The sequence below is a fragment of the Kitasatospora sp. NPDC029312 genome (genome assembly GCF_055569215.1).
The window spans coordinates 12578-24550 of the sequence record NZ_JBVHXY010000017.1; the positions used below are offsets into that span (position 1 = coordinate 12578).

The 11973-nt window shown below is 74.2% G+C and carries 11 protein-coding genes; 3 read left to right on the forward strand and 8 right to left on the reverse strand.

The features are described 5' to 3' along the window. Nucleotides 1-19 precede the first annotated feature (19 nt). Nucleotides 20-1339, reverse strand: a complete 1320-nt coding sequence (locus ACZ4WV_RS16100) for an MFS transporter (protein ID WP_465747240.1) — start codon at nucleotides 1337-1339, stop codon at nucleotides 20-22. Between the two features lie 461 nt (nucleotides 1340-1800). Between ACZ4WV_RS16100 and ACZ4WV_RS16105 the strand changes: the two genes are divergently transcribed. Then, entirely contained in the window at nucleotides 1801-2862 is a 1062-nt protein-coding gene (locus tag ACZ4WV_RS16105) for an iron-containing redox enzyme family protein (RefSeq protein ID WP_465746994.1), read from the forward strand. Here the strand turns inward: ACZ4WV_RS16105 and ACZ4WV_RS16110 are convergent. The 5 genes from ACZ4WV_RS16110 to ACZ4WV_RS16130 all read right to left on the reverse strand — a co-directional run bounded on the left by ACZ4WV_RS16110 (nucleotide 2836) and on the right by ACZ4WV_RS16130 (nucleotide 7513). Then, entirely contained in the window at nucleotides 2836-3141 is a 306-nt protein-coding gene (locus tag ACZ4WV_RS16110) for a CDGSH iron-sulfur domain-containing protein (protein ID WP_465746996.1), read from the reverse strand. The two genes, ACZ4WV_RS16105 and ACZ4WV_RS16110, sit on opposite strands and share 27 nt — an antisense overlap. Next, nucleotides 3125-3781 (reverse strand): HemK2/MTQ2 family protein methyltransferase, encoded by a 657-nt coding sequence (locus tag ACZ4WV_RS16115; RefSeq protein WP_465746998.1) that lies wholly within the window; start codon nucleotides 3779-3781, stop codon nucleotides 3125-3127. Before ACZ4WV_RS16115 ends, ACZ4WV_RS16110 begins: the two co-directional genes overlap by 17 nt. Nucleotides 3782-3892: 111 nt before the next feature. After that, the gene (gene lanL, locus ACZ4WV_RS16120) at nucleotides 3893-6484 is read right to left on the reverse strand and encodes a class IV lanthionine synthetase LanL (RefSeq protein WP_465747000.1); all 2592 of its coding nucleotides are present in this window, start codon (nucleotides 6482-6484) and stop codon (nucleotides 3893-3895) included. Nucleotide 6485: 1 nt separating this feature from the next. Continuing rightward, nucleotides 6486-6653 carry an SflA family class IV lanthipeptide gene (locus ACZ4WV_RS16125; protein ID WP_465747002.1) on the reverse strand — a complete coding sequence of 56 codons (168 nt, stop codon included), beginning with the start codon at nucleotides 6651-6653 and terminating at the stop codon, nucleotides 6486-6488. Between the two features lie 224 nt (nucleotides 6654-6877). Continuing rightward, nucleotides 6878-7513: an NAD(P)-dependent oxidoreductase gene (locus tag ACZ4WV_RS16130; RefSeq protein WP_465747004.1), complete on the reverse strand. Its 636-nt coding sequence runs from the start codon at nucleotides 7511-7513 to the stop codon at nucleotides 6878-6880. Between the two features lie 91 nt (nucleotides 7514-7604). On the opposite strand from ACZ4WV_RS16130, the gene ACZ4WV_RS16135 reads away from it, so the two are divergent. Next, nucleotides 7605-8285 carry a TetR/AcrR family transcriptional regulator gene (locus tag ACZ4WV_RS16135; protein WP_465747006.1) on the forward strand — a complete coding sequence of 227 codons (681 nt, stop codon included), beginning with the start codon at nucleotides 7605-7607 and terminating at the stop codon, nucleotides 8283-8285. Nucleotides 8286-8319: 34 nt separating this feature from the next. On the opposite strand, the gene ACZ4WV_RS16140 is transcribed toward ACZ4WV_RS16135, so the two are convergent. Then, nucleotides 8320-8811, reverse strand: a complete 492-nt coding sequence (locus tag ACZ4WV_RS16140) for an Lrp/AsnC family transcriptional regulator (protein WP_465747008.1) — start codon at nucleotides 8809-8811, stop codon at nucleotides 8320-8322. Nucleotides 8812-8971: 160 nt separating this feature from the next. Between ACZ4WV_RS16140 and ACZ4WV_RS16145 the strand changes: the two genes are divergently transcribed. Next, nucleotides 8972-10663: a PLP-dependent aminotransferase family protein gene (locus tag ACZ4WV_RS16145; RefSeq protein ID WP_465747010.1), complete on the forward strand. Its 1692-nt coding sequence runs from the start codon at nucleotides 8972-8974 to the stop codon at nucleotides 10661-10663. A gap of 170 nt (nucleotides 10664-10833) precedes the next feature. Here ACZ4WV_RS16145 and ACZ4WV_RS16150 read toward each other — a convergent pair whose 3' ends face one another. Next, complete coding sequence (locus ACZ4WV_RS16150; protein ID WP_465747012.1) at nucleotides 10834-11802, reverse strand: LysR family transcriptional regulator; 969 nt, start codon at nucleotides 11800-11802, stop codon at nucleotides 10834-10836. Nucleotides 11803-11973: the final 171 nt, after the last annotated feature.

Below are 11973 nucleotides of genomic sequence, written 5' to 3' on the forward strand. Positions count from 1 at the left end.
CGCCCGCCCGCACGGCCCGTCACACGGCCGGACTGAGCCGTTCCAGGGTTTCCGGCCGGTCGGCGGAGCGGCGGCGCAGCGCGGCGGCGCCGCCCACCGTGCCGCTCACCAGCAGACCACCGGTCAGCAGTGCGCCGCGGGCGCCGAGCGCCTGGATCGACGCACCGAGCAACGGCGGACCGGCCAGGCCCCAGACGGTGCTGACGCTGCGCCAGGCCCCCTGGACCCGGCCGCGCAGATGGGCCGGCGGGTCCGTCTGGAGGACGGTGGTGACGGCGGTGTCGCTCAGCGACTCCAGGACGGCCATCGGGATCACCAGCACGGCGAGGACGAGCAGGGTGGGCGACAGCGCCGCGAGGCACTGGAGCACCCCTCCGGCCGCCGTCAGCACGGCCACCAGCCGGACGGAGGGACTGCGCAGCCGGCCGGCCAGCACCGCGCCGGCGGTGCCGCCGACGGCCAGGATCGTGGCGATCAGCCCGTACTCCCGGGCGCCGCCGTGCAGCGCCCCGTTGACGAAGGCGGCGAGGGTGAGCCCGTAGTTGCGGCCGAGCAGCGAGCCCAGGCCGGTGAGGCAGGCGACCGCGACCAGCTGGCGCCGGCCGCAGAAGAAGGCAATGCCGTCCCGGACGGTCTGCCGGGCCGGCGCCGAGGCCGAGCCGTCCGCCGGGCCCGCGTCGGTGTCCGGGACCGCGTCCGCGGCCGGTCGCAGGAACGGGATGACGAGCGCGACCAGCACGAAGGAGAGGCCGTTGGCCAGGTAGGCGCTCGCCATGCCGAACATCCCGACGGCGACCCCGGCGACGGCGGTGCCGGCCAGCCGGCCGACGCTGTGCACCACCGAGCCCACGGCGATCGCCGACGGGACGTCCTCCCGGGGCACCAGGTCGTTGCCCAGCAGGGCGCAGGCCGGGCCCTCGACGGTGGCGATCAGCCCGGTGAGCACGGCCAGCACCAGCAGCACGGGGACGCTGAGCGCGCCCAGGGCCACCAGCGCCGCCGTGCCGAAGGCGACCAGGGCCAGCGCCGCCTGGCTGACGGCGGCGGTGGTCTTCCGCGGCCACCGGTCGACCGCCGCGCCGCCGATCAGCCCGAGCAGCAGACCGGGCGCCACCTGGAGGGCGAGCGACAGACCGGTGACGGTGGCCGAACCGGTCAGCTGGAGGACCAGCAGGTTCTGGACGGTCAGCTGCATCCAGGCGCCGGCGTTCGAGACCAGGTTCGCCGCCGACCACCAGCGCATGCCGCGGTGGCGCAGCGAGCGCCAGGGCGCGCGCGAGCCCGGCGCGCCGGGGGCCGGTGCAGCGGTGGCGGGTGCAGCGGTGGTGGGTGCAGGGATGGTCGGCGCAGCGGTGTGCGCGGCGGCGGTGTGGGGAGCAGCGGTGTCCGGACGGGCGGGTGCGGATCGCTGGGCGGGCAGGAGACTACGCCGGTCGACCGGCGACAGGACGGATCTGGGCAGCACGTTTCACAAACCGAAGGGGGGCGGGACCGGCGGCGGTGCGGTCCGGGCGCACGACCTGTCGTGCACGGACCATGGCCGCGGGCGCCGGGTTCCGCAGCGGCGTGGTCCATGGTCACAGTGCCGGGCGGGTTCGCAAACGGTGGGCCCCGTCACACCCCCTCCCGGACGGCCCTCGCACCCTCCTGACCTGCTCCTTCCTCCCTCCGGTGGTCTTCCTCACACGGCCCGCGGCACCCCGCCGCGGCGGCCGGTCCACCCCGACGGCCGGTTTGCCGCGACGGCCCGGGGGCACGCGCCGGGACGGGATCATGGCGACGTACGGGAGGAGGCCGGTGATGGCCAGCGGGACGACGGGCAGCGACGGTGACGGGGAGCCGGACGTGATGCGGACGGAGCCGGGCAGGACGAGCCCGGTCGAGGCGCGCGGGCCGCTGTCGGCGGCGGTGCTGGACCTGGCCGAGGCCGGGCCGCCCGGCGCCGGGCGGCTGGTCGCGCCGTCCGGCCCGTTCACCGACCCGTGGGGCGAGGACCACCAGCTCGCGCTCTACCTCTGCTACGAGCTGCACGACCGGGGCCTGCCCGGGGTCCACCCCGAGTGGGAGTGGGAGCCCGAACTGCTCCGTCTGCGCGGGCAGCTCGAGCAGTCCTTCCTCGCCGCGGTGCGTGCCGAGGTGGAGTCCCCGCCGCCGTTGCGGGAGGCACTGGAGGGGCTCTTGGTGGAGCCGCCGGACGGCACCGGGCCGTCCCACTTCCTGCTGGCCGAGGGCGAGCGCGCCCACGCCCGCGAGTACCTGGTGCACCGCTCGATCTACCACCTCAAGGAGGCCGACCCGCAGCTGTGGGTGCTGCCGAGGATCCACGGGCCGGCCCAGGCCTCACTGATGACCATCGCGTACGACGAGTACGGGGCCGGGCGGCCGGACCGCGCGCACACCCTGCTGTTCGCCAGGATGATGGCCGACTTCGGCCTCGACCCCGGCTACGGCCACTACCTGGACCTGGTTCCCGCGCCGACGCTGGCGGTGGTGAACCTGATGACGCTCTTCGGACTGCACCGGGCGCTGCGCGGCGCGGCCGTCGGCCAGTTCGCCGTCATCGAGATCACCTCCTCGCCCGGCTCCGCCCGACTGGCCAAGGCCCTGGAGCGGCTCGGCGGGGGGCTGGACGGCACGCTGTTCTACCGCGAACACGTCGAGGCGGACGCCGTCCACGAGCAGTTGGTCAGGCGCGGGGTGATCGAGGAACTGATCGCGACCGAACCGGAGTTGGAGCAGGACATCGCGTTCGGCATCGCAGCGGCGGGAGTGGTGGACGGACGGTTCGGGGAGCACCTGCTCGGCCGGTGGAACGCGGGGCGGACCTCGCTGCGCTCAGCGCTGGCCGGCGAACCCGTCTGAGTCCCGCTCCGGCTCCCGCCGGGTGTCGGAGTCCCGGGTGCGGGCGTGGGCCTGCGAGTCCGCTGAGTCCCGTCCCGGACGGCGGGCGCGGTGACGGTGGCTGGTGTCGCAGAACGGATAGGTCCGACTCCGGTGGCAGGCGCAGAGCGCCACCACCGGACGTTCGGCGGCCCTGACCGTGCCGTCCGGCAGCACCACCTCGACCGGGCCCTCGATCAACAACGGACCGCCCGGTACGACGGTCACCCGGGTCGCGCCCCGGTCACTGCTCCCGGACACCGCGCACCACCACCAGTTCCTCCTCGTACTCGCCGGGCCGGATCAGCCCGCGCTGCTCGAACAGTGCGGCCCGCGCCGTCATCACCGGCCCGAAGGCCTGGCGCCGCCGGGCCGCCACCTCGGTCGCCAGCCCGGCCCGGCGCAATGCCGCCACGGTGGCGGGAACGTCCGCGAGCGAGGACTGGACGATCAGCAGCACACCGCCGACGGGCAGCAGGGCGGGCGCCCGCCGGCAGAGCCGGTCCAGCACGAACCGTCCGTCCGGCCCGGCGTCCCAGGCCAGGGCGGCGCCGCGGCCCGGCCGGTCCGTGTCGGTCGGGGCCGGGACGTAGGGGGGATTCGCGGTGATCAGATCGAAGCGCTGCCCCCTCACGGGGGCCAGCAGGTCGCCCCGGAGCAGCCGGATCCGGCGGTGGTGCAGCCGGGCATTGAGCCAGGCCGCGGCGACGGCGCGGGCGGACAGGTCCACTGCGGTGACCCGGGCGCCCTTCTGGGCGGCCACGAGCGCCACGGCGCCGGTCCCGGTGCAGAGGTCGAGCACCCGGCTGGAGGCGTCCAGGCGCTCGCGGTCCACGCACGAGGCCAGCAGCTCGGTGTCGTCCTGGGGGGCGTAGACGCCCGGGGGCCTGATCAGCATCATGTCGGGCGGTTGCCCGGATCGGCGCGGTCCACACCCGTGCCGTCCGCGGGAGCCGTCCCCGGCCGAGCCGGCGGTCTGCCGCGCCGGCACGTCCTGAAACGCCCCGACCGGTCAGTCCAGGAGGCCGAGCCGGGGGCCGCCCCGGTCGTGCAACCGTCGGAGGAACGCGAGCACCCCGGCGGAGCCCCCGGCCCAGGTGGCGGAGGAGCGGGTGAGGCCGGTGTCCGGGAACACCGGGCGGGACGGGGTGCCGCCGCTGCGGCTGAGGATGATCGCGGCGACGGTCTCGGCGGCGTCCCAGAACTCCTCGGCCCCGGACGCCACGGCGACGTCCACCATCAGCTCGCCGACCCCGGACAGCCCGCAGCACTGGGTGACCAGCGGCATCCGGGGCGCCAGTTCGGCGCAGCGGCGCGCGGCCCGCTCGGCGAGGGCGAGGTACTCGGGCGCGGCCAGGCGGTCGGCGGCGCGGACCAGCACCGCGCCGATCCCGGCCAGGCCCCGGCACCACGAGCCGTAGCGGCGGGTCGCTCCCGGGGCGAGCGACGCGGCGAGGATGCCGGGGGTGACGGCGGCAAGTCGTGCGCAGGCCTCGCGGGCCCGGCGGACCGCGGTCGGCTCACCGGTCGTGTGGCCGTATTCCAGCAGAAAGTAGGCGATGCCGGCCTCGCCGTGCGCCAGCCCCTCGCCCAGGGCGGCGCGGCCGGCCTGGCCGGTGCCGGCGGGTGTCAGCCGGGCGGTGCCGGCGGCCAGCATCCGGGCGCATGCGGTGGCCACGGCCAGGTGCCGGTCGGCGAGCCGGCGGTCGGTGGCCGTGCGGTGGGCGGGCGTGTGGTGGGCGGGTGCGCGGTCACCGCCCACGGCGGCGTGCCGGGCGAGCAGCAGACGGCCGACGCCGATCCCGGCGACGCCCTCGATCAGATCCGCTTCGGGTGGTCCGCCGCCGGGCCCCGCCAGGGGCAGGGACGACACGCTCGGCGCCGAGTCGGCGTCCGCCTCCGCGCCCGCCGAATCGACGTGCGCCTCGGCGAGGAAGAGGTCGACGCCGGTACGGCCCGAGTAGAAGCCGGGAGACAGGTTCCTGGACTGCGCCGCAGTCCAGTGCGCCAGCGCGTCGACGGCGGCGCGCACCCCGGGCCGGTGCGGGTGGCGGAGGAGTTCCATGCCGAGCCCCGAGCTGCCGCCGTAGACGTCGATCGGGGTGGGGACGGCCGCGCGGGCGGCGGCCGCGGGATCGGCGATCCGGTGGGCCTCGGCCACGCAGAACGCGGTCGTGTGGCCGATGATCTCCTCCAGCAGCCCGTCGTCGAAGCGGAGCCGCCGCCGGGGCGCCGACGTGCTGGCGGGCGCGTGGGCGGCGACGGGCCAGGGCGCCCCGGCGCGGAGGCGCTCGGCGCCGGCGGCTCGCACCACCGGATCGAAGCTCGTCAACTCGGCGACCAGCGACCGGAACGCGCGGTGCTCCGCATCGGGCAGTGCCCAGTCGAGGCCCGCCAGGGTGCGGTCCCGGTTGACGGCGGGGTCCGCGTCGATGAGCACCGGGTCCAGACCGGTGGCGGCGAAGCAGAGGGTCGCGCCCAGGGCGTAGTAGTCGTCGGCGGGCTCGGCCGCCTCGGCCCCGCGCCGCACCGGCCCGCTGTAGCCGGGCGTCGAGCCGTCCGGGGCGGCCCCGTCCAGGGCGCTGATCCCGAAGTCGACCAGCCGGCAGCGGAGCGAGGTGTCCAGCACGACGTTGTCGGGCTTCAGGTCACGGATCACCACGCCCCGGCGGTGGACGTCGTCCAGGACGCGCAGCAGCCGCGCGGCCAGTTCCCGGAGCGCGCCGTCCCGGAACGGGCCGTCCTGCTGCACGGCCCGTCGCAGGTCCCGTGCTCCGCAGTCGGTCATCACCAGGTACTCGTCCGAGCGGTGGCGGAAGTAGTCGAGTGCGCGGGGCGCCCCGGTGACGCCGTCGAGCGCGCCGAGGACCCTCCGCTCGTTGCGCAGCCGGTCTCGGCTGTCCGCCCCGGACTCGTCCTCGGCCACGAAGGCCCGGGCCTGTTTGACGACCACCGGCAGTCCGGTGGCCCGGTCGAGTGCACGGTAGACGTTGCCCTGCGGCTTGCGCGAGATGCCACCGGTGACGAGGTAGCGCCCACCGCCGAGTCCGGCGCCGGTGGGTGGGCGGCCCCGGTGCTCGAAGGGGTCCTCGGCCCAGGGCGGGCAGCGGTAGGAGGCGCCGGCCAGGCCGTCGAAGAGCTGTCCGTCCGGGCCGGTCATCACCGATTCGAGCCGCCCGCTGCGGCCGGTCCGGTAGTCGCCGGTGAAGGGGCCGTAGCGGTAGTAGACGGGGGAGCGGGGATCGACCCGCCGGTCACTGACCACCGGCGGGCCCTCCCGCCCGCGCAGCACGGTGACGAGTTCCTCCGCGAGCGTCACGACGGTGCCGGGCGCGGGGTAGACCGTGATCGCCTTCCCGACCGAACCGGCGCTGGAAGCGCCCGAGTTGAGCTCCCGGAGGGTCTCCGGGTCGCGGGCCCACTTGGCGTGGCAGACATGGCGTGCCAGCACCGGCAGGATGAGGGCGACCACGGCGTCGAGTTCGCCGGGGCGGGCGGAGACGTGCAGCTTCCAGCCGTGTTCCATCGCCGGCATCCGCGGGTGGTTCAGGTACGACCAGGTGTCGTCGGACCCTCCGCTGCGGCCGGCGATGGAACCGGTCACGTCAGGAGTTGAAGTCGCAGGCGAAGCGGGTGGTGGCGGTCACCCAGGGGTCCGCGAGGCACGCCGTGGCCTCGTGGTCACCGCGGTCGTCGTCCTCGAAGGTGATGGTCTCGTCGTCGACCACCAGCGGGCCTGCGTCGCGAATCTCGTCGATCATGGTTGCGGGCATGTGACGCCTCCAGGTCTGGTCGTGCCTCGGGCGATGGCGACGCCGCGGATCGCGGCCGTCGCGAACCGGCGGGCCCGATGGGGCCGGGGTTCCTGGACCACGAAGGTAGGGAGGAACGGTGCGCCTGACAAGGGGTTCGGACCGATCGGCTCCACTCGCTGGACACATCCGTGGAGGAATCGTGCCTTCATGTTCGGCGTGCAGGCTTCGGAACTGACGCCTGGTCAGGAGCTGACGCCGACCGCGTGCCGGAAGCTCGCCCGGTCCGTGACCAGGTCCAGCATGGCCCGCGCGACATCGGCGCGGGGGACGGCGGCCCCGGCCGGTCCGGCCTCGATGGCGTGCCGGTAGCGGCCCCGGCCCGGGCGGTTCGTCAGTCGCGGCGGACGGACGGCCGTCCAGTCCAGGTCGCTCTCGGCCAGTACGCGTTCCATCGCCTCCAGATCGGTGTACACGTCCCGGAGCGCCGCCCAGAGCAGGGGGCCGAAGACCTTGGCGGCGAGGTAGGGCTGCCCGGCGCCGGTGCGGTTCAGTGGCGCGGCGCTGACCACGAGGATCCGGCGCACTCCGACGGACGTCATGGCGGCGGCCGCCGCCCGGGCGGAGGTGGAGGCGGGTCTGAGCGGATCCGTCCGGACGGCCTGGCCGATGCCGGAGAGCACGGCGTCGGCGCCGTCGATCACCGGCTCCAGCGACTTCGGGTCGAGGGCGTCCGCCCTGACCACGGTCAACCGGTCGTGCCGGACGGGCAGTCGTGCCGGGTCCCGGACGGCGGCCGTGACCTGGTGCCCGTCGGCGAGGGCGAGGGCGGCCAGGTGGCGGCCGATGCCGCCGGTGGCGCCCAGAACGGCGAGTTTCATGGTCCCTCCCAGGGGTGGGTGAGTGCTCACTTCCTTCTTCCCCTCGATGGTGAGTGAGTGCTCACCCACCTGTCAAGGTAGACTGGCGGCCATGACGACCGAGGGCACGCACGAAGGCCTGGGCGCAGGCCTGACGGAGGGGGACCGGCCGCTGACCGGAGCCGCGCTGACCAGGGCGCGGGTGCTGGACGCCGCCGCCCGGCTGATCGGCACGGTGGGGCTGGTGCGCGCCACCACGAAGGAGATCGCCCGGGAGGCGGGCTGCTCGGAGGCCGCGCTGTACAAGCACTTCCGGGACAAGGAGGAGATCTTCGTCCGGGTGCTGCGCGAACGCGCCCCGCGCCTGGCCGACGCCGTCGCCGAACTGCCCGCGCGGGCCGGGGAAGGCACGGTGCGCGGGCACCTGGAAGCGGTGGTCGAGGTCGCCGTGCCGTTCTACCGGCAGTCCTTCCCGATGGCCGGAGGGCTGCTCGCCAGCCCCGGACTGCTCGCCGCCCACCGCCGGAAGCTCGACGACGCCGGTCCGCAGCACGTGAGTTCGCACCTGGCCGACTACCTGCGCGCCGAACAGCGGCTGGGCCGCGTCGCCGCCGACGTCGACCCGGACGCCGCCGCGATGCTGCTGATCGGCGCCTGTTTCCACCGCGCGTTCCTGGAGGTGTTCTACGCCGGCGAGGCTCCCCCCGAGGCCCTGCGCCCCGCCGGACCGGCGGAGTTCGCGCGCGCGACGGTCCGGGCCCTGCTCGGCGGCGTCGAAGCTCCCGGGCCCTGAGCCGCGGGACGGCGGGTGGTCGGCGCCCGGGCGGTCAGCGCCCGGACGCCAGGTAGCGGCGGCCCGCTATCTGCTCGAAGATCAGATTGGTCCGGGTCTGGGCCACCGCCGGGTGGGTGGTGAGGTGGTCCACCACGAAGTCGCGCAGGGCCTCCGGCCCCGCCACGCCGACATGGAGCAGGTAGTCGTCCGAGCCGGCCATGTGGAAGACCGCCAGCACCCCGGGCAGGTCGGGCGCGGTACTACGGAAGCTCTCGTTCTGCTCGCGGGTGTGGGCGCGCAGCCGGACCGAGATCATCGCCTGCAGCGGCAGCCCGATCGCGGCCGGATCGAGTTCGGCGCGGAAGCCGCGGATGATGCCGCGCTCCTGGAGCGCCCGGACCCGGGCCAGGCAGGTGGAGGGGGCGATGCCGACGGCGGCCGCCAGGGCGTTGTTCGGGAGGCGGGCGTTGTCGGCCAGGGCGCGGATGATGGCCCGGTCCACCTCGTCGACGGGCGCCCGCCGTGCCTGCGGATTGTTCGGCATGCCTGCCAGGATCGCAGCCGGTTCCGCAGATCCGCAAACCTGAGCGGGCCTGGACCGAATGTTCTTCGGAGGGCCTTCCCGGCAGCCCCCGAAAGTTCCATCCTTGCCGCGGGCGACGAACGTCCGTCGCCGTCCGCAGCAACCCCGGAGCGCCCCGCCCATGAGCCCGACCGCGTCCGCCGCCTTCGCCCCGACCGCAGCCCCGACCGCAGCTCTGTCCGCAGCCCCGACCGCGGTCGACCCCGGCCCGGAGCTGGACGGCCGCGACTTCGCGCTCCCCGCCGGCGGACTGGACGACGGGCAGCGGCTGCGCGCGCTCGACGCCGTCGACGAGTACCTGACCCGCAAGCGCCGGCACCTGGTGGGCTACCAGGCGACCCAGGACATGCAGGGCACCGCGCTCGACCTGGCCCGGTTCATGCCGAACAACATCAACAACCTCGGCGACCCGTTCCAGAGCGGCGGCTACAAGCCCAACACCAAGGTCGTCGAGCGGGCCGTCCTCGACTACTACGCGAAGCTCTGGCGCGCCGAACGCCCGCACGACCCGGCCGACCCGGAGTCCTACTGGGGCTACATGCTGTCCATGGGCTCGACCGAGGGCAACATGTACGCCCTGTGGAACGCCCGGGACTACCTCAGCGGCAAGGCCCTCATCCAGCCGCCGACCGCCCCCTTCGACGCGCTGCGCTACGTCAAGGCCGCGCCCGACCGGCGGAACCCGAACGCCCACCACCCGGTGGCCTTCTACTCCGAGGACACCCACTACTCCTTCGCCAAGGCCGTCCGGGTCCTCGGCGTCGAGACCTTCCACGCCGTCGGCCTGGAGAAGTACGCCGACGAGTGCCCGCTGGTCGGCCCGGTGACCGGACTGCGCACCTGGCCCACCGAGGTCCCGTCCCGCCCCGGCCCCTCCGGGCTGTCCTGGGACGGCCCGGGCGAGATCGACGTCGACGCCCTTGCCGTGCTGGTCGAGTTCTTCGCCGCCAAGGGCCACCCGGTCTTCGTCAACCTCAACCTCGGCAGCACCTTCAAGGGCGCCCACGACGACGTCCGCGCGGTCTGCGAGCGCCTGCTGCCGATCTTCGAGCGGCACGGTCTGGTCCGGCGCGAGGTCGTCTACGGCACCGACCCGCGGACCGGCGAACCACTGGTCGACCTGCGCCGCGGCTTCTGGATCCACGTGGACGGCGCGCTCGGCGCGGGCTACGCGCCGTTCCTGCGGCTGGCCGCCCAGGACCCGCAGGAGTACGGCTGGACGCCGGAGGTGGAGCTGCCGGAGTTCGACTTCGGGCTGCGGCTGCCCACCGAGCGGCACGGCGAGGTGGACATGGTCTCCTCGATCGCGATGAGCGGTCACAAGTGGGCCGGTGCCCCGTGGCCGTGCGGCATCTACATGACGAAGGTGAAGTACCAGATCTCGCCGCCGTCCCAGCCGGACTACATCGGTGCCCCGGACACCACCTTCGCCGGCTCCCGCAACGGCTTCTCGCCGCTGATCCTCTGGGACCACCTGTCCCGCCACTCCTACCGGGACCAGGTGGAGCGGATCCGCGAGGCCCAGGAGCTCGCCGCCTACCTGGAGCGCCGGCTGGCGGCCATGGAGCGGGACCTCGGCGTCGAGCTCTGGCCCGCCCGCACCCCGGGTGCCGTGACCGTGCGGTTCCGCAAGCCGAGCCCCGAGCTGGTCGCCAAGTGGTCGCTCTCCTCGCAGGACGTGCTGATGGTCCCGGGCGACGAGAGCACCCGGCGCAGCTACGTCCACGTCTTCGTGATGCCCTCCGTCGACCGGGCCAAGCTCGACGCCCTGCTCGCCGACCTCGCCGAGGACCCGGCACTCCTGACGCGGTAACAGCGCCCGACCACACGGGAGCTCCGTGCGGGGACTCCCGAGGAGTGGGGGCGCCGTTGTGCCGCAGGAACGCCGGTCTGCTCGGGGATCCAGCAGGTGCGCCCGGCGGCGCGGCTGCGCACCGGTCGGGCGGATGCCTGGGTCGGCTTCGGCGGGTGCCGCGGTGCCGGTCAGCAGTAGGCCGACTCCATGTCCAGGAGGCGCGTGAGGCTCTGCATGTCGCCCTGGAAGACGCCCTGTTGGCGGAGTTGGTTGCAGATGTCCTGCAAGGCCGCGATGTGCGGCTTGGTCTGGTCGGGGGCGGGCCAGACCATGCCCAGGGTGCAGTCCGGGAGGTCGTCCACCGGGAGGTAACGGAGGTCGGGGCGGGGGTAGAGGCGTGCCGCGGCGGAGGGGACGAAGGCGATCGCGCCGCCGAAGGAGGCGACGGACAGGAGGGACTCGAACCTGCTGACCTGGTGGTCGGTGTAGTGGACGGGGGTGCCGTCGGGGCGGGGGGCGGCGGCCCAGTAGTCGCGGCCCTCCTGGAACATCTCGGAGGCCAGGCTGACGACCGGGTGGCCGGCGAGGTCCGCCAGGCTGACGGAGGAACGGGCGGCCAGCGGATCCGAGCTGGCGAGGCAGACCATGCGGGGTTCGGTGGTGAGCGGCTGGCTGTGGAAGCCCTCGGGTACGGGCAGGTAGACGAACGCGGCGTCGATCTTGCCGCTCTCCAGCGCGGTGATCGGGTCGGCGAAGTCGTAGATCCGGATCTCCGGGCCCAGGCACGGGTAGAGGGAGGTGATCGCACCGAGCACGGCTCGCGTCGCCTCCAGCGGGGCGACGTTCTCGCAGACGCCGATGCGCAGGCGGCTGTCGCCGAGCTTCGTGCGGGACGCCGCGTTGCGCAGGTGCTCCATCGCGGTGACGACCTTCTTGGCCACCGGGAGCAGGGACTCGCCGGCCGCGGTGAGTTCGACGCGTCGGCTGGTTCTGGTGAAGAGCTGTACGCCGAGCCGGTGTTCCAGTGCGCTGATCTGCTGGCTCAGGGCGGGTTGGGTGAGGTACAGGCGCTCGGCGGCGCGCTTGAAGTGGAGTTCCTCGGCCAGGGTGAGCAGAAGTCGCAGCTGGTGAACGGTCGGGTCGTCCATGGCTGACATCCCCCCATGATTCATAATGATTAATCTACCGTTGCTTGCGCATACCTTATGAGTGAAACGTTGACCGAATCGGCGCGCAAATGACAGCATGAGTCTCCACTCTAGCGCGGGGGCGGCGAGGCGAGCCACCCGTAGGAGCCATTCCTCGGGTCCGGGCGTCGGTCACACCGG